The sequence below is a fragment of the Acinetobacter beijerinckii CIP 110307 genome (genome assembly GCF_000369005.1).
GTDB classification, from domain to species: domain Bacteria; phylum Pseudomonadota; class Gammaproteobacteria; order Pseudomonadales; family Moraxellaceae; genus Acinetobacter; species Acinetobacter beijerinckii.
Map to the genome: position 1 here is coordinate 161,403 of NZ_KB849764.1, position 16,681 is coordinate 178,083.

Here is a 16,681-nt window from a genome sequence, read left to right on the forward strand (position 1 = left end):
AATCAATCTCAGAACGTTTGAACCCCAAAAAGCGGTGTCTTATTTTTTTCGCCCGCTATTTCCCTGACGAGTTTAGGGACTAAATAGCCTGGCAAACTCGCTAATACATCACTGTATATCTGATCTATCTCTGAAGATCTTAAGTCAAAATGTTGAGCGCCTTTTACTTTGTCTAAAACATGTAAATAGTAGGGCATTACTCTAGCTTCAAATAGTCGCCAACTTAGTGCGGTTAAGGTTATTGCAGAATCATTTACACCTTTAAGTAAAACTGCCTGATTTAACACAGTAATATGATGTAATGTTAACTGTTCTAACTTTGAACACGTGTAATTGTCGAGTTCTGAAGCATGATTTGAGTGTATCACTACTATAATGCGTAGCCTACTGTTTTTTAAAATAGAAATCAGTTCTTCATCGATTCGATTTGGTATAACAATTGGAACACGTGAGTGAATTCTCAAAATTTGAACTTGAGGGAGAGATGATAGACGTTCTAACCATAGTGCCAATTTTCGATTCGATAAAGTTAATGGATCGCCACCACTTAAAATGACTTCATTGATTTTTGGATTTTGCTCAATGTACTGTTTAATTTTGATCCAGTCATCATTTTTGGGCAGATTTTCCTGATACGGAAAATGTCGACGGAAACAATAACGGCAATGGATTGCACATGCACCTGTCAATGTCAGAAGAAAACGCGATTGGTATTTATGCAGAACGCCAGGCATTTGGTTCGCCACTTCTTCCCCTAGAGGATCGGTTACAAACTCAGGATGCTCTTCAAGTTCTAAATGATGAGGTAACACCTGTAGCAATAGCGGATCAAAAGGATCACCAATGGTCATTTTTCCGACGAATGCGCGAGGAACACGTAATTTGAACTGTTCAGAAGCAAGGATTGCCCCTGATAATAACTGTTCAGTGGATAACTCAAGCAGATTTAACAACTCTAAAGGATCAGTAATTAGATCACTGAGTTGTGATTGCCAGTTTTGCTCTTGATGTAAATAGTTTATCATGCCATACGTTAAAATAGTGTTAGTGCAACACCTGTACGTGTAGTCTAGCATTAATAGATTTGAGTTTTAAGTTGGAGTGCGCCTTTCATGGCCTATTATTCTACAAATGATTTTAAAGGTGGCCTTAAGGTCATGCTTGATGGTAACCCATGTTCAATCATGGAAAATGAATATGTAAAACCAGGTAAAGGTCAGGCGTTTAACCGCGTAAAATTACGTAACCTTCGTTCTGGTAAAGTTTTAGAAAAAACTTTTAAATCAGGTGATTCTTTAGAAGCTGCTGATATTGTAGAAGTAGAAATGGATTACCTCTACAACGATGGTGAGATGTGGAACTTCATGGATCCTGTAACTTTTGAGCAAATCGCTGCTGATAAAACAGCAATGGGCGATGCTGCAAAATGGTTAAAAGACGATTCAAATGAAAAATGTACGATCATGTTATTCAATGGTGTACCTTTAACAGTAAGTCCACCAAACTTCGTTGTACTCAAAATTGTTGAAACTGATCCAGGCGTACGTGGCGATACTTCTGGTGGTGGCGGTAAACCTGCGAAACTTGAAACTGGTGCTGTAGTACGTGTTCCATTATTCGTTCAGCAAGAAGAAAGCGTTCGTGTAGATACTCGTACTGGTGACTACCTAGAGCGTGCTTAATCGTTAAACATAAAGTATACGATTATAGAGGGGATGATAAAAAATCATCCCTTTTTTTATGCCAAAGTATTAGATAAAAAAGATGTAATAAAAGATAAACTAACAAAGATATTTCTTCTACATAGAATGAGAAAGGGAAATCAATATAACCACAACTTAAGTATTTGAGAGGTTTTGAATGGAAACAATACCAGCGAAATCAACACTTCCCTCAAAGCTCCTCTGGAGTTTAGTTGCTATTGTCGGAGCAACTTCATTTGGGATTTTAGCGGTTAGTCGTGGTGAACATGTAAATGCAGTTTGGCTTGTACTTGCTGCAATTTGTGTCTATAGCATTGCTTATCGTTTTTATAGTTTATTTATCGCTAATAAAGTTTTTGAATTAGATTCTAGACGGTTAACGCCAGCTCATCGTTTAAATGATGGTCTGGATTATGTTCCTACCAATAAATTTGTCTTGTTTGGTCATCATTTCGCAGCGATCGCTGGAGCTGGTCCTTTGGTTGGACCAATCTTAGCGGCCCAAATGGGGTATTTACCCGGAACCATTTGGTTGCTGGTCGGCGTTGTGATTGCAGGTGCAGTTCAAGATTTTCTTGTACTGTTTATCTCCACACGTCGTGATGGTCGTTCACTAGGTGAAATGGCAAAGCAGGAATTAGGTACATTTGCTGGTGTTGTGGTCATGCTCGGTACATTAGGCGTGATGGTCATTATCTTGGCAGTACTTGCACTTGTTGTCGTGAAAGCACTCGCTCATAGTCCTTGGGGCGTATTTAGTATTGCAGCAACGATTCCTATTGCATTGTTTATGGGCGTTTATATGCGTTATCTGCGCCCAGGCAAAATTGCGGAAGTATCAATCATTGGTTTTGTATTGATGATGGCTGCGATTGTATTTGGTGGTGATGTCGCAAAAGATCCATATTGGGGTCAGCTATTTACCTTGAGTGGCACTCAATTAACTTGGGCATTGATTATTTATGGTTTTATTGCATCAGTCTTACCCGTCTGGCTACTGTTAGCGCCACGAGATTATTTATCAACATTCCTTAAAATTGGTGTTATTGCAGGTTTGGCAATTGGGATTGTTTTTGCAATGCCTGATTTGAAAATGCCTGCGGTAACCCATTTTGTTGATGGTACTGGACCTGTATTTGCTGGAACGTTATTTCCATTTCTATTTATTACCATTGCTTGCGGTGCGATTTCTGGTTTCCACGCACTCGTTGCTTCTGGTACAACGCCTAAGCTTGTCGATAACGAAGTCAATATTCGTATGATTGGCTATGGTGGGATGTTGATGGAATCATTTGTCGGTATTATGGCAATGATTTGTGCGACTGTGCTTGATCCAGGTATTTATTTCGCGATTAATGCGCCTGCTGCTGTTTTAGGAACAACTGTAGAGACTGCTGCCGAAGCGGTACGTAATTTAGGCTTTGTTGTTACACCAGAAATGTTAACTGTACTCGCTCAAGAAGTGGGTGAGAGTTCAATTTTATCTCGTACTGGTGGTGCGCCGACCTTTGCGATTGGTATGGCACATATCATTTCAGAGATATTCAATAGTCGTTCAATGATGGCATTTTGGTATCACTTCGCGATTTTATTTGAAGCATTATTTATTCTTACTGCCGTTGATGCAGGTACTCGTGCATGTCGCTTTATGGTTCAAGATACAGTGGGAATTGTGATTCCTGCAGTTAAACAATCAAGCTCGTTTTTTGGGAACTTGGTTGGAACTTTCGTTGCAGTCGCAGGATGGGGCTTCTTCGTTTATCAAGGTGTGGTTGATCCATTAGGAGGTATTAACTCCTTGTGGCCATTATTTGGTATTGGTAACCAAATTCTTGCATCTATGGCATTGATCTTGGGTACGGTGATTTTATTCAAGATGAAGAAGGAAAAATATGTTTGGGTCACCATCGTTCCAACAATTTTCTTATTTATTACATCAATGACTGCTGGTTGGCAAAAGATATTCCATGAAAACCCAAAAATTGGTTTTCTCGCTCAAGCAAACCGTTTTTCTGATGCGATTGCACGTGGTGAATTACTTGCTCCAGCTAAAACAGTGGCAGAGATGCAAACGATTGTGATGTCCAATCAAATCAATGCTGTATTGTGTGGATTCTTCATGATTGTTGCAGTGGTAATGGTGATTGCATCTATTGGTGCAATTCGAAAAGCACTAGCGAGTTCAACACCGACAGTGAATGAAGCACCCGCTGTTTATTCAGAAGTGCCGATGACTGCGAATAGCGTCAAGGGAGAATAGCTATGGACTTTAAAATTGCACGAGAAGGTGGATCAGTGATTGTGAAGATTATTAAATTCACAATTATGTCGCAAAAACACCTGATTTTTTCACCAAAAAATTGGTCTCGTATCGCGATACTGTGGCAAAACTTACAAAAGAGTTTTCGTTTAATGGTTGGTGTACCAGATTACGAAAATTATCTTAAACACATGCAGCAACACCACCCAGATTTAACACCGATGGATGCGAAGACTTTTTATCGTCATTGTGTCGATGCACGTTACCCATCTTCTGGCGGGAATATGAAAAAATGCCCTTGCTAGAAATCATTTGATTTCTTTGAAAAAAAATCAAAACAGTGTATGTTGAGGCATACACTGTTTTATTTTGGGGATAGAATTATGTGGGGCATGGAAAAAGCTTCTGTTCAAGAGAAAAAAATACAAAATCAACAACTAGAACATGATATTAAAAGCTTTAGCCATAAAATTGAAAGTTTCCTTATTGAAGTGAATCAGCTAATTTTAGATAAACCACAACAAACCAAACTTGCACTCACTTGTTTGTTGGCAGGTGGTCATGTGTTATTTGAAGATTTACCTGGTTTAGGTAAAACCACCTTAGCCAGTGCTTTAGCACGTTTGGCGGGACTGCATTTTCAAAGAATTCAATTCACTAATGATATGCTGGCAAGCGATGTGATTGGGATTAATATTTTTAATCAAAAAGAACATGTTTTTGAATTTAAAAAAGGACCAGTTTTTACCCAAATTTTACTCGCAGATGAAATTAACCGTTGTAGCCCAAAAACGCAAAGTGCATTGCTCGAGGCTATGGAAGAAGGGGCTGTAACAGTTGATGGGATTCATTATGAGTTACCTCAACCTTTTTGGGTGCTTGCAACTCAAAATCCACTCTTTCAAAGTGGAACTTATGCATTGCCTGAGTCACAGCTAGATCGGTTTTTAATGCGATTGTCTTTAGGCTACCCATCTCGTCAAGCTGAAAAACTTCTCTTACAACAAAGCTCACGCCAGCTTCTTATTCATCAATTAGATGCAGTATTTACTCAAGCAGATATTCTGCATTTACGTGAGTTGGCAAAGCAGATTTTCCTCAGTGATGCAGTGCTTAACTACATTCTAGATTTGGCCGCAGAAACACGTAAGCAAAGACATGGATTATCGACACGTGGTGTATTGGCATTAAAAGCCGCTGCACAAGCTCATGCATTGGTTGAAGGGCGTGATTTTACAACGACTGATGATGTACAAACTGTTTTTATTGCAGTTGTTGCCCATCGTTTGAGTCTAAGTGAGGTAGAAGTTAAGCAAATCTTGCAGGCAGTTGAAGTCTTGTAGTTGAGATCAGCGTATGCAAAATGGCTTTAAACAAAAAATAGAAAAATGGGTTGCGAAGCGTTTTCAAGTAGATGGAGAGAAGACACTCTTACAAAAAGACGTATTAGTGTTTATTTATAAACAAGGTTTTCTATATTTAGTTTTGATATTAATCACCTTTATCGCTGGAATTAATTATGCAAATAACCTGATTTTAGGTTTTTGTTTTTTAATCAGTGCAATGCTCTGTATCAGTTTTTATCTAACATTTAAACAACTTCATGCATTAAAAGTTGAAGTGATCGTAGCTGAAGTAGGACAGGTTGGACAGTCCTTAATACTAAAAATTTTATTCAAGCAGAAAATTAACTCAGCGAGATATTTACGTATTCAATGGCAAGAAAATGAGCAACTTATCTATTTTAATCAAGCGCAGCAAGTTTTAGAACTTACTATATTGCCGAAAAAACGCGGTCATTATGAGATAGGTTCAATAAAGCTTTTTTCCACTTATCCACTTGGCTTGGTACGTGCGTGGACATATTTCTATCCTAAACAAAAAATATGGATAGCACCTAAAGCTTATGATTGGCAAAAAGAGCATAAGAATCAGCCGACCAATGCGAATGATAGCCTAGATGAGTTTAAAGAACTTCGATCTTTTCAATTTGGTGATTCATATCAAAATGTAGCGTGGAAGCAAGTTGCACGTGGTCAAGGTTTTTTTATTAAGATGTTTGAAGCTCAAGAGAATCATCAATATTTAGTGATCGACTATCAACAAATACCTGTACTAGGGCATGAAGAAAAACTAAGTTTCATAATGGGTTTGGTCGAGCAATGTGAACAATTAGGGGATGATTATTGTTTGATTTTACCGCATGCGATATTAGAAAGAGGGCAAGGACAGGCTCAATTGATCAAAGCTAAACTTTTACTTGCGCAGGCCTAAGATGAATAGACAAATATATTTTTGTATTCTAGCTGCACTTGGGTTTGTGTTATTAGGGCAAGTTGCATTCATTCCAGTAACACTGAGTGGATTGTTGGGAATTGTTTGGCTAAGTTTAGTTTGGAGATTTAGTAAACATCTTATTAATCCATTTCCCAAATGGATACTCGTTCTGTTTGTATTTATGTCATTAGCATTAATCTATGTAAATTATCAAACACTATTTGGGGTTGAGGCGGGCGTAGCCTTTTTGAGTACATGCCTTTTTGCTAAAAGCTTAGAATCGAAAAATACTCGAGATTTATTAATCGTCTTTAATTTTGCCTTATTTGTCAGTGCAAGTTTACTCTTACATAGTCAGGCCTTTTGGATGGCTGTAATTGTGTTCTCAGCATTTATTATGTGCTTACTCGGTTTATATCGAATACAAACCAATTTATTTAATAAAAGTAAATTATCGTCTAAGCAGTTGAAACAAGATATAAAACAAATTTTTAAGTTCGTTGGAATTGCAACGCCTTTTTTTATTTTACTCTTTATTTTCTTTCCGCGTTTACCACCTTTGTGGGCGATTCCAATTCAAAAAGATCGTGCGACCACAGGCATTAGCGATCGTATGTCGCCGGGGGATATTGCTCAATTATCTCAGTCCTCTGCTTTAGCTTTTCGTGTAATCACGGATATGTATCAATTACCTAGTCGACAATCATTATATTGGAGAGCATTGGTATTAGATGAATATGATGGTGCAACTTGGACCAGTAGTTTTTTTAATCAACAGATTAAAATGGAGCCAGCTCGTCAAAGAGTTGTGAAATATCAATATTTGCCCGCAGATGAACAAGCCAATTGGATTATGGGACTGGAATATTCAATTCCTCAAGAACGCTATTTGCAACTTTATCAAGATAACAGTATACGCCCAAGTAAATTAATTAAACGCAACCAACCGATTCAAATGCTCTGGCTAGGAAGATCAGCAGATGAAGCTATTTCTTTGTCACCGAGACAACTCGAATTTAATATCAAGTTTGATAAAGATCGTGATCTAAAATCGCAACAATTGGCATATGAATTGTTTGAAAAAAATCAGAAGCAACCTGAAAAATATATTCAGTCTGTTTTGTCATGGTATCGAAAAAATGGCTTTGTATATACGTTAACACCAGGCACTTTGGGTGGTGATCGCATTGATCAATTCTTATTTTCTAGTCGTAAAGGGTTTTGTGAGCACTATGCATCTAGCTTTGTCATGCTGATGCGTTATGCAGGCATTCCTGCGCGTGTGGTGACAGGTTATCAAGGTGGTCAATTAGCACCTGATGGGCAAAGTTGGGAAGTGAGACAATTAGATGCACATGCATGGAGTGAAGTTTATTTGAATGGTAAATGGAAAAGGATTGATCCTACAGCAATGATTGCTCCGCAACGACTTGATTCTGGAATGCAGGATTATTTAGCACAAGACCAAACAGTTTGGGGCGATGAAAAAGCAAAAGCTTGGCGTTTACAGCAATTTAAATTTTTGAAAAACGTGCGAATTTGGAGTGATTATTTAAGTTATCAATGGCAAAGTAAAGTTGTTGGTTATGATGTGGAAAAACAAAAAAGTTGGTTGGCGAGATTAGGTTTAGATTCAACTTATGGATATGTAATCGTATTAATATTGGGTGTGGGTGGGGTTTTAGTCTTATATGTTAGCTTTTATTGGTGGAAACAAAAAAAACAGCATAAGGCGTATCAGCGCTTAATTTTTAAGTTTGAAAGATCATTACCTAAATATTTGCATAAAATGCCTTCTGAAACTTTTTCAGTATGGATGCAAAGGTTAGCAATACAAGTTCAAAATAAGCAAGTATTTGAACAAGTAATTGTGTTACATCAAAAAATCGTATTTTTAGAACAGAGTAATCGTGCAAATATTCAAGAATTTAAGCGCTTGCTTAAAGACTGCGCGATTGCACTAAAACAATCTTAAAAAAACTTGTGAAGCTGATCAAAAGTGAATATCATGCTTTTCATTCTAGGTGTATAGCTCAGTTGGTTAGAGCGCTACGTTGACATCGTAGAGGTCTCCAGTTCGAGTCTGGATATACCTACCAAAATTCACTGTGAGAACAGTATATTAAAGCCCACTCAAAAAGTGGGTTTTTTTGTTTTCGGGGAACTTCGTTCGGTTTTAATGTGAATAAGTACAATAAATCGCTGTATTTAGAATTTTAAAAGTTAACTAAAACTGATTCGTGAGATCGAGGCCCGCTGTTCCGCGTGGTCGTTTAGTTATGTTATATCTCAGCTAATATTCGATATGTGATCAGATTACTTTTTACATATGGACAGTCCGTCCAGTAAGCACAAAAGCTTTATACATGAAAATTAACTGTAAAAACTAAAGAAAATAATCTAAATAACCTCCTTTACGAGGTTTTTCTTGCCGAACGGATTACGGCGCACAAAGCCCTGCTAACACAGATGTGATAGTGGGGCTTTATATTTTATGTGTTAAGCTGAGATTCATAATTATGGATTCTTAAAATGTATATTTGTATTGGCGGCGATTTAAATGGGGAAGTAGTTACAGGTCGTGAAGGAACATATTTTGAAGCGAGTGAAATTAACGCTGAAAAAAAGTCTACATACAATCGTCAAACTTACATTGTTGGTGAAAAAACATATCGGTTTTGGCTTTGCGCTGAGCTAACCTATGCTGAGACAACAAAAATAGCGAATGATTACTTGGCTCAAAAGCACCCATACCTTTCATAATTTTGAGATTGAAAATAAGCCCGCCCATTTTGGTGGGTTTAATCTTATAGAGAGAGTCGTTCGGATAAATATTGCTTAAGAAAAAAATCCAATTAAAAAAGCCCCTCATATCTGAGAGGCTAGTTATATCAATTTTCTGGTATGAATGGCTGCAATTTCTTAAAGAACTAAACAAATCAAATTGATAAAAGTAGTTGATAGTATAATAAATCAGTGCACTAATTTATTCTTTATAGTAGCAGAGCCTCAAAACAACGTCCAAGGCACTGTTAATAAGAAATTATTTGTTATTAGGATCAGGTTGTTCATTATTCTCAGGCAGATCCTTAACGGTGCCAGGAACTTGTGTAGATTGAGTTTCAGCAGGTGGTGTTGCTGAAGAATGCTTGTTTATTTGAGATTTGAGGATATTTGCATGGTTAGTTGTATTCTGAGAAAAACTTTTAAAACCTGACATTTTTATCTTCTTATCTTCACTAGGGAGAGTTCATAGTACGCTTTAAACGCCGTTACATTGCGGTAGTTTTAAGACTTATATGTGTTGATATGTCCTAGAAAAGATGTTTATCTCGATGACTTATTTCATAAATAAAATCAATTATATATAAGCTATTGAGTCTTATCTTTTAAATTCTGAAATTGATCTATCCAAATTTCAAGTAGGGGTACACAAAGCACACATATATGATTTTTATTAATGTATTTGATTAAAAGTTATAAAAATTAATTAAATATAGTTCCATATGAAATATTGATAGTATAAATCTGTCGTTAAGCATAGTATGTATAATTAAATTGGAGCATGTTAATGCTAAAAGACATTACAATTATTGATTTCCAAGGTAAAGAAAAAAGAGCGCAAGCAAATTATACAGAAGTAAATGCTAATAAAATCAATTATTCAGCTAGAGTTCAGAAACCAAACGTTGAATATATCTTGTTAAAAGGTGAATTTATTTATCCTACTTTAGATTTAGTTTTCAATAGCTCCGATGGCAATAGCTACTATATTGAGTAAACAAAGCTCATATACAGATTAAACATAACCCACTTCGGTGGGTTTTTTAATGTCTGATGATTGAGGTGAAACTGAATGAGCAGACCTTGCAGGGAGTTTGGGTGTTCAAACTTAGTCAAAAGCTACCTGATGCTAATGTCGTCAATGCAAAAGAATTGGAAATAAAGGGAATTACGAATTTTCAGCAAGCGATGCTTCAAGCTTATCGCGCATTGAACAAGATCAAGTATCAAAAGCGGTCTGTAGAATTTGGCGCATATCATGAAGCTGATTTGATCACTCGAAATGATTTAATTCTAGTTGCTAATGATACACGACCAATGCTAATCAGTTCAGGTTCTGTGCTAGAACAAGATGGTTTGTATTTAACGCTGTCCCAACCTTGTCTGCTCACACCAGGTAAAACATATGTGATTCATTTACAAATGCCAAATAAGCAAGTGGATGTAATTGAGGTCACTCAGGGTATAAGTGAATATGAAGTCCTACTTGCACGTGCACCTACTTCTTTAATTGTGCTTGAATATGAGGGAAATATTAGTGCCTCAACTTATTTAGTCACAACAGATACGCATAGTAAAAGAGATCTATTTTTAATTACTGAAAAGTCGGGTGGATGTGCTGAATCTTCAATTCCCGCGATAAACTACACTGATCAATATTACTTAAAGGATAAAGACTATATCTGAATCTTAATGTCACAAAATATTCTTTTGGTTTGTACGTGACTTTTAACTAGAAAGTAAAATAAGCTATTTGAAAATAATGGGGTTTATAAAAACATGAGTGAGAAAATTGATCAATTATTAGGATATTTACATGATGCGAGATTGTATGGCTTTTTATTAGATGTAGATCCGAAGACATTTAATTTGAATGTTCTGCTATACATTCATATTTTTTCATACTTTGAAAATGAAAAGTATTCATTGGAAAAGGCATTGGTTGTTTTTGAAAAGGCATCAATTCATAAATTTAGTATTACAAACGACTTGAGTAGCGGACAATTTTATATTGTTAATTGTACTGTGAAATATATGTTAAATCAAAAGCTTGAGTTCACTTTTTCTTTTAATGATCCTTCAATCGCTCTTGTTTTGATTGCTGAGAATATGAGGATTAAAACTTCAAGGGTAGTAGAAGAAAAAGATGAACAGTTCATACCTACGAATTGGAATAAATTATTAGAGCATAAAAACTCTGAAACTTTATTAATACAAGTAGAGATGGGGTTCAAAAATTTAACTTTAGGTCATGATTATACCCTTGCTGAAGAGGATTATGCTGATACAAGCCATTGGTATTTCGATGAAAAACGAATTGATAAAAATTTAACGGAAGAGGAATGGAGAGATCAGGAAATTCGTTTTATTGAAACGAGCGGATGGCTCTCTATAGACAAAGCCGAGGCAATTCAAGCTATCAAAGAAAAGAGAAAAATGGCTAATAGGTTTAGTAGCCCTTTAGATATACCTGCTTTATATTTAAATATTTATTTTTCAGGTTATAGCTATTTAAAACCTCAAGCATACTTATTTTACACACCTGCGATTATGAAACACTTCTTAAATGATAATGATACATTTTATTCTAACAGCTTTACATCTTGGCTTGATCGGCTTATTTGGGCTAATACATATGAGAATATAGAAAAGTTATTAAAATATTTTAGCAAAGAGCAAATTTTCTTACTAAAAGAGTTCTTGCACTATGCATTAGGTACTAATATTGAGAAAGAAAGACTTAACAAAGCATTAGAGAATATTGAGCTAATTTAAACCATCTAATTAAAATCATTATAAAGGTTTGTAAATATTGTGAGATTTAATAGTGAATAATATTGCAATGGAATATCTTGAAAAAATTTTTCCGACTTTTGATTTAAGTGACTCTTACTCATTATTAGAGAGTGATTTTTATGATACACATTATAGATACTTTGATGAGATAGATGATAACTATTTATGTGCGTTAAATATGTCGGCAGAAGATTTAATTCTAAAATATAATTTTCAATGGCCTGAGTATTATACAAAAATTGCTTTGATGGCTGTTTCAGCTCGTAGTAGAACCCAAGAAGGCATTAAAATATGGAAAGATGTTAGTTATGAGTATCTTTACTATTTTGGTGACTCTTGTAGTTTTCTAGATACAAAAGGATTTAAGTTCTTTTTACCTGCAGCTATTTACCACTTTTTAACAATAGATCATAATAAAGCTTATATGGATAGCTTTGTTATTAGGTTAGAGACACGTTGGCAAGAGGATAGTCATATTTTTAGTAATGAGCAAAAATATCTTATTAAAGAATTTTTAAGTGAAAACTATAAGGGAAAATTTGTGGGTTCTAAAAGATATTTATGAAAGATTATTGGAACTGTAGGTTTTTAGTAATTGCTGAATAAATTAACAGCTTAAATGCTGTTTTAATTAAAATATTTAAAAATAGGAGATCATTTTTAAAATTGTGTGATTATTTTTTTATTTGAATGAGTTAAGTCGAAATTTTATTTTAGATTTATAAAGCCTCTGCTTAATGGTATATGATGCTGATATAAATGATTAAAAAATTATTAAATATGGTGGAATAGTGGAATTAATTAATGACTCTGTAATATTTCTATCAGGATTTTTAAAAGGTCTTGCAGAAATTGATGGTGATATAAGAGAAAAGAATCTATACATCTTTGATGTAGAGAATGATCCCCTTATTATCAGTAGAAGAAAACTTTTTAAGCATTATTATAATTATGTTGTATTAAATTTTACCTACGAAAAATTAATTTTTTAAAATTTAATTACTAATACAGGATTATCTATTAACCAAACCATTAGGTATTATAGTCGATACAACTGAGCGTAAAAAGTATTTAGCTTGTCGTATCTTGGAGTATCTTATGTGGTGCTTTAGTAAAGATGTAAATGTAGATGATTTAGATGTTTATTTTGCAAAAATTTCTCAACCAATTGGGGTAATTGTAAGGTTTATTATTCCACTAAATAACAAAGCACTCTATTTTGTTATTGAAGAGAAAGTAACTTTGGAATAGTTATATTTTTAGTTGACCGCCGAAAGGCGGTTTTTTATTACCTAGAGAAAAGTGAATGCAAGATTATTTTAAATATGCAATTGATTGGTTAGATGCGCATAACCTTACAGTGGTCGCCGTAATTCTGTCAGTGATTGTAGCGATCGTGAGATCACTCAAGAAACGTGGAAAGATTGACTGGTTAGAAGCTGTATTGTGCGGATGTCTAACGTTAACGATTGTGAGTGCATTAGAGTATTTAGCGTTACCTATACAGCTTTCAATCTTTGTGGGTGGTATTGTTGGCTTCAAAGGCACACTTTGGGTAGATCGAATGATTAGCAAAAAAGTAGGTGAGGAATCATGAAGGCGATCATTGATTATTTACGTAAAATCAGTGGTGGAAAGCTGACCCAAAAACAAGTCGATGCCACTGATAAATTAATGAATGTAGCAACAGCCTATGATGTTGCCGATATGCTTGGAATCGCAATTGATTCTGAAATGATTATAAGCTCTGTCGGTATTCAACTCATTACCAGTTTTGAAGATTTAAAGTTGAAAGCTTATGACGATGGTGTAGGAGTCTGGACCATTGGTTATGGGACAACGATTTATCCAAATGGTGTTGCTGTAAAGAAAGGTGATAGTTGTACCTTAGAACAAGCAAAGTCCTCTTTTCAACATGATTTGAGGCGCTTTCAAACAGCAGTAAATGATGCTGTGAATATTCCACTCTCACAAAATCAATTCGATGCATTGGTTTCTTTAGCTTATAACATCGGAACGAATGCTTTTAAAACGTCAACTTTAGTGAAGTATCTGAATGCCTTAGATTATAAAGCCGCAGCGGATCAATTTCTTGTATGGAATAAAGCGGGCGGTAGTGTATTGAAAGGTTTAGTTCGCCGCCGTGAAGCAGAGAGAGCATTATTTTTAAAGAAATAAAAAAAGCCCTTTTTTTAAGGGCTTCCTAAATACTTAATAACTATTTATATGGATTTTTTTTGAAATTAATTTTCTCCACTTAATGATTTTAATAGGCTAGATAATTTGGGACTTAAATAAAATCCAATATTTTCTGCTTCATTGGTGGCAAGTTTGTTATTGTAAATATTTATTAAAATTTCATTTTCTCTTATATCTCTTATTCTTATTTGTGCATTAAGAAATGCTAATGGTTTGCCAGGTATTTTTATTTTTGAACCGGAAATAATCTCTTTAGTAATTATTTTAATTATTTCATTATCATCAATAACTAATTCTTCTTTGTTAACTAAATGAGAATTAAATACTAAATTAATATTCTTAATTTCAGATGATTTTATAGAGTTACTGCCTAAAGTAATAATATCACTCATAATTTCGTATTCTTGAAAATGCGGGCTTGGAGCAGAAATAGGAGCTGGTCGATTTTCAGGTGTTGCTACTTGCCATACTGCACCATTTTCTTGCCAAATTCGGCATTTGTTGTTGGAGAATAAAAAACCTGTATTAGCCATTACAGGTTTTTTTATAACTTTAGCAATTGCGTAAAGTAGAGCAGCTCCCTCTTCACCTGCACCAGTATGACAAGACCAAATTTTCAACCATGGAAAGTTACGTTGACTAAGTTTTTCTAAAAAAGGGCCCCATGCAACTTGATTCCAATTAGCTATAAAGTTCTTTTGCCAGTCTTGGGGACCATGACCACTACCAGACGTTAAAAAACCTTCACTTCCATGACCACCAATATTCAGTGCCCCTGAACCTTGTATTTGATTATCGATTGAATTGGAGGCTGGTAGTCTACTTAAAAAATTATTGACTGCTTGCTCAGTAGTTGAATGTCTCATTGAATTCCAAAAGCCACATGCTAAATTATTATTTGCACCGTTATCAGCACCGTTTGAAATAGTGTTTATTTCACCTATACCTGAGATGCCTATTTCGTAAGATATTTCAACTAGTTTTAGTTCATTCATTTTTATTACTCTTTTTTTGTTAGTTATATTATTATATGATAATAATATATGAGATTAAAGCAAGGTTTGAGTAAAATAATTGTTTTAATTATTTTATAAATTTAATTTAGTTTTTCTAAATTATTTTCTAATAATATTTTAAAGATAAGGTTTTGGAATGCGAATATTAATATTTATTATAGCTATTTTTATTTTAAATGGGTGTTCTGGAAATGTTTATACAGTAAAAAATCCTATCATAGAATCCAATAAAAAAGTATTGGGAATTCCATTCTATGGATATAAAATCCAAGAAAAAACTGTTTTATTGGATCGTATAAGAAATCCAAAAACTGGTGAAATTACACATTCTATGTATGAATCGGAAAGCTCTAAAAAATATTGCAAACCTGATAAACGTATAGATAAAATTCCTGTAGCTGATTATTCGCAATTATATTATATTTATTATGATCCTGCTTTTTTTGAAAGTAGCAAATTTGGAGTAACTTTAGAAAAAGGAATGTTGACAAGCATAAATAGTGAGTCAACTCCAGGTCCTAAAGTTGCTATCGAAACGCTTCAAGGGATTGCTTCATTGAGAGAGGATATTTTGAATGGTTTCAATGTTCAGGAGAGTTTGGTACAAACAAAATCTATAATTTTATGTTCTGAGGAAAAATAATGAAAATTATAATTCAAAAGCCCTTTTTGAAGTGCTCGATTCAACGATATATAGATACTACAGATTCTCATTTCAAATAAAAGCCAAGCATCACAGCAAACATTCCAGGAAGCATACATAAAAAGCCCATCGCTTTAGCTTCTTGGGTGTTTCTGATATGTCTATGAAATATATGTGGACCAAAGATCACTCCGAAAAAAGCTAAGATGAATCCAATAATTATCAAAAATGCAGACATATTTTTTATCCGTTAAGATGTTTTCTTATCAAAATTAGAACTCAAATACACAACATTTTTTGGTTCAACCATAGAGACATTTTTCTTTTCATCAATGACGGCACATAAGGCAGAGCCACATAAGATACGGTATTGTTTTAAATCGGTTTCAGAGCCAGTAATTTTGACTAAAGGTAATTCATTAATATTGGCGAGAATGTCCATACCATTTTTCTTGCCTTTTTCTTGTGTATCAAGAATTGATGTAAATATTACAACTGAACAACCTATGATTAGAGATACATAAAGAGTAAAAGTTGTATAGTTCTTTTCTAATTCATCTATTTGACTAGAATTGTGAGGTTTAACTTCATGTTTAAAGCGAAACTTAATCTTCCGTCGTAAAAAATCAACTATTGTTTGATCTAAATCTAGAGAAACATAAACATATCGTAAAACATAAAGACCTATTCCAGTTAGGAAAATAGCGATTAAAGGGCTTAATGCTTTCAGAAATCCCCAATAGATTTTATCTTGAACGCTAAAGTTTAGGACGACTGGATCTACATAGAAGGGACGTAGTAACCCTCCCAAATAAGATTGACCAGATACAAATAGAAAAATGGCGATCAAAGAAGTGATGATTGCCAAATCAAACGAAAAATTAAACTTCATGTTCTTTCCTTATTATTTCTTGTTCGGGCAATTCTTGCCATTTCCACCCGATAAACAATCATCTTAATTGTATTTGTGAAAGCCCTCATAAGAGGGCTTAGTTCACAGGCT

General features: G+C 34.6%; 18 protein-coding genes and 1 tRNA gene. 15 read left to right on the forward strand and 4 right to left on the reverse strand.

Annotation, left to right across the window (positions count from 1 at the left end):
• Nucleotides 1–8: 8 nt before the first annotated feature.
• Complete coding sequence (epmB, locus tag F933_RS02340) at nucleotides 9–1,025, reverse strand: EF-P beta-lysylation protein EpmB (RefSeq protein ID WP_005058189.1); 1,017 nt, start codon at nucleotides 1,023–1,025, stop codon at nucleotides 9–11.
• Nucleotides 1,026–1,112: 87 nt separating this feature from the next.
• Between epmB and efp the strand changes: the two genes are divergently transcribed.
• The 8 genes from efp to F933_RS02380 all read left to right on the forward strand — a co-directional run bounded on the left by efp (nucleotide 1,113) and on the right by F933_RS02380 (nucleotide 9,003).
• Nucleotides 1,113–1,682 (forward strand): elongation factor P, encoded by a 570-nt coding sequence (efp, locus tag F933_RS02345; RefSeq protein WP_005053151.1) that lies wholly within the window; start codon nucleotides 1,113–1,115, stop codon nucleotides 1,680–1,682.
• A gap of 178 nt (nucleotides 1,683–1,860) precedes the next feature.
• The gene (locus tag F933_RS02350; protein ID WP_005058192.1) at nucleotides 1,861–3,963 is read left to right on the forward strand and encodes a carbon starvation CstA family protein; all 2,103 of its coding nucleotides are present in this window, start codon (nucleotides 1,861–1,863) and stop codon (nucleotides 3,961–3,963) included.
• 2 nt (nucleotides 3,964–3,965) lie between these two features.
• Complete coding sequence (locus F933_RS02355) at nucleotides 3,966–4,268, forward strand: YbdD/YjiX family protein (RefSeq protein WP_005053155.1); 303 nt, start codon at nucleotides 3,966–3,968, stop codon at nucleotides 4,266–4,268.
• A gap of 78 nt (nucleotides 4,269–4,346) precedes the next feature.
• Complete coding sequence (locus tag F933_RS02360) at nucleotides 4,347–5,306, forward strand: AAA family ATPase (RefSeq protein WP_005058194.1); 960 nt, start codon at nucleotides 4,347–4,349, stop codon at nucleotides 5,304–5,306.
• A 13-nt stretch (nucleotides 5,307–5,319) separates the two neighbouring features.
• Nucleotides 5,320–6,237, forward strand: a complete 918-nt coding sequence (locus F933_RS02365; RefSeq protein WP_005058196.1) for a DUF58 domain-containing protein — start codon at nucleotides 5,320–5,322, stop codon at nucleotides 6,235–6,237.
• 1 nt (nucleotide 6,238) lies between these two features.
• On the forward strand, nucleotides 6,239–8,215 hold the full coding sequence (locus F933_RS02370; RefSeq protein ID WP_005058198.1) for a transglutaminase TgpA family protein: 1,977 nt from the start codon (nucleotides 6,239–6,241) through the stop codon (nucleotides 8,213–8,215).
• Nucleotides 8,216–8,262: 47 nt separating this feature from the next.
• Nucleotides 8,263–8,339, forward strand: a tRNA-Val gene (locus F933_RS02375).
• A gap of 433 nt (nucleotides 8,340–8,772) precedes the next feature.
• Nucleotides 8,773–9,003: a hypothetical protein gene (locus tag F933_RS02380; protein ID WP_005058200.1), complete on the forward strand. Its 231-nt coding sequence runs from the start codon at nucleotides 8,773–8,775 to the stop codon at nucleotides 9,001–9,003.
• A gap of 280 nt (nucleotides 9,004–9,283) precedes the next feature.
• On the opposite strand, the gene F933_RS17195 is transcribed toward F933_RS02380, so the two are convergent.
• Nucleotides 9,284–9,460 (reverse strand): hypothetical protein, encoded by a 177-nt coding sequence (locus F933_RS17195; protein ID WP_005058202.1) that lies wholly within the window; start codon nucleotides 9,458–9,460, stop codon nucleotides 9,284–9,286.
• 351 nt (nucleotides 9,461–9,811) lie between these two features.
• Here F933_RS17195 and F933_RS02385 point away from each other — a divergent pair, with 351 nt between their 5' ends.
• From F933_RS02385 to F933_RS02415, 6 genes are all read left to right on the forward strand, one after another.
• The gene (locus tag F933_RS02385) at nucleotides 9,812–10,021 is read left to right on the forward strand and encodes a hypothetical protein (protein WP_005058203.1); all 210 of its coding nucleotides are present in this window, start codon (nucleotides 9,812–9,814) and stop codon (nucleotides 10,019–10,021) included.
• Nucleotides 10,022–10,086: 65 nt separating this feature from the next.
• Nucleotides 10,087–10,710 (forward strand): hypothetical protein, encoded by a 624-nt coding sequence (locus F933_RS02390; protein WP_155758107.1) that lies wholly within the window; start codon nucleotides 10,087–10,089, stop codon nucleotides 10,708–10,710.
• A gap of 93 nt (nucleotides 10,711–10,803) precedes the next feature.
• Nucleotides 10,804–11,799, forward strand: a complete 996-nt coding sequence (locus F933_RS16925; RefSeq protein ID WP_005058207.1) for a hypothetical protein — start codon at nucleotides 10,804–10,806, stop codon at nucleotides 11,797–11,799.
• A 52-nt stretch (nucleotides 11,800–11,851) separates the two neighbouring features.
• Nucleotides 11,852–12,385 carry a DUF6714 family protein gene (locus tag F933_RS02400; RefSeq protein ID WP_005058209.1) on the forward strand — a complete coding sequence of 178 codons (534 nt, stop codon included), beginning with the start codon at nucleotides 11,852–11,854 and terminating at the stop codon, nucleotides 12,383–12,385.
• Nucleotides 12,386–13,126: 741 nt separating this feature from the next.
• The gene (locus F933_RS02410) at nucleotides 13,127–13,417 is read left to right on the forward strand and encodes a phage holin, lambda family (RefSeq protein ID WP_005058213.1); all 291 of its coding nucleotides are present in this window, start codon (nucleotides 13,127–13,129) and stop codon (nucleotides 13,415–13,417) included.
• Complete coding sequence (locus F933_RS02415; RefSeq protein WP_005058215.1) at nucleotides 13,414–13,998, forward strand: lysozyme; 585 nt, start codon at nucleotides 13,414–13,416, stop codon at nucleotides 13,996–13,998. The genes F933_RS02410 and F933_RS02415 overlap by 4 nt, the downstream gene beginning before the upstream one ends.
• 65 nt (nucleotides 13,999–14,063) lie before the next feature.
• Here the strand turns inward: F933_RS02415 and F933_RS02420 are convergent, their stop codons facing one another.
• Complete coding sequence (locus F933_RS02420; RefSeq protein WP_005058217.1) at nucleotides 14,064–15,014, reverse strand: hypothetical protein; 951 nt, start codon at nucleotides 15,012–15,014, stop codon at nucleotides 14,064–14,066.
• A gap of 157 nt (nucleotides 15,015–15,171) precedes the next feature.
• Between F933_RS02420 and F933_RS02425 the strand changes: the two genes are divergently transcribed.
• The gene (locus F933_RS02425) at nucleotides 15,172–15,678 is read left to right on the forward strand and encodes a hypothetical protein (RefSeq protein WP_005058219.1); all 507 of its coding nucleotides are present in this window, start codon (nucleotides 15,172–15,174) and stop codon (nucleotides 15,676–15,678) included.
• Between the two features lie 250 nt (nucleotides 15,679–15,928).
• Here F933_RS02425 and F933_RS02430 read toward each other — a convergent pair whose 3' ends face one another.
• Nucleotides 15,929–16,570 carry a hypothetical protein gene (locus F933_RS02430; RefSeq protein WP_005058222.1) on the reverse strand — a complete coding sequence of 214 codons (642 nt, stop codon included), beginning with the start codon at nucleotides 16,568–16,570 and terminating at the stop codon, nucleotides 15,929–15,931.
• Nucleotides 16,571–16,681 lie beyond the last annotated feature (111 nt).

Bases quoted from the DNA above. Each gene is read 5' to 3' on its own strand.
- epmB (WP_005058189.1), bottom strand. From the start codon at position 1,025: ATGATAAACTATTTACATCAAGAGCAAAACTGGCAATCACAACTCAGT.
- efp (WP_005053151.1), top strand. From the start codon at position 1,113: ATGGCCTATTATTCTACAAATGATTTTAAAGGTGGCCTTAAGGTCATG.
- F933_RS02350 (WP_005058192.1), top strand. From the start codon at position 1,861: ATGGAAACAATACCAGCGAAATCAACACTTCCCTCAAAGCTCCTCTGG.
- F933_RS02355 (WP_005053155.1), top strand. From the start codon at position 3,966: ATGGACTTTAAAATTGCACGAGAAGGTGGATCAGTGATTGTGAAGATT.
- F933_RS02360 (WP_005058194.1), top strand. From the start codon at position 4,347: ATGTGGGGCATGGAAAAAGCTTCTGTTCAAGAGAAAAAAATACAAAAT.
- F933_RS02365 (WP_005058196.1), top strand. From the start codon at position 5,320: ATGCAAAATGGCTTTAAACAAAAAATAGAAAAATGGGTTGCGAAGCGT.
- F933_RS02370 (WP_005058198.1), top strand. From the start codon at position 6,239: ATGAATAGACAAATATATTTTTGTATTCTAGCTGCACTTGGGTTTGTG.
- F933_RS02380 (WP_005058200.1), top strand. From the start codon at position 8,773: ATGTATATTTGTATTGGCGGCGATTTAAATGGGGAAGTAGTTACAGGT.
- F933_RS17195 (WP_005058202.1), bottom strand. From the start codon at position 9,460: ATGTCAGGTTTTAAAAGTTTTTCTCAGAATACAACTAACCATGCAAAT.
- F933_RS02385 (WP_005058203.1), top strand. From the start codon at position 9,812: ATGCTAAAAGACATTACAATTATTGATTTCCAAGGTAAAGAAAAAAGA.
- F933_RS16925 (WP_005058207.1), top strand. From the start codon at position 10,804: ATGAGTGAGAAAATTGATCAATTATTAGGATATTTACATGATGCGAGA.
- F933_RS02410 (WP_005058213.1), top strand. From the start codon at position 13,127: ATGCAAGATTATTTTAAATATGCAATTGATTGGTTAGATGCGCATAAC.
- F933_RS02415 (WP_005058215.1), top strand. From the start codon at position 13,414: ATGAAGGCGATCATTGATTATTTACGTAAAATCAGTGGTGGAAAGCTG.
- F933_RS02420 (WP_005058217.1), bottom strand. From the start codon at position 15,014: ATGAATGAACTAAAACTAGTTGAAATATCTTACGAAATAGGCATCTCA.
- F933_RS02425 (WP_005058219.1), top strand. From the start codon at position 15,172: ATGCGAATATTAATATTTATTATAGCTATTTTTATTTTAAATGGGTGT.
- F933_RS02430 (WP_005058222.1), bottom strand. From the start codon at position 16,570: ATGAAGTTTAATTTTTCGTTTGATTTGGCAATCATCACTTCTTTGATC.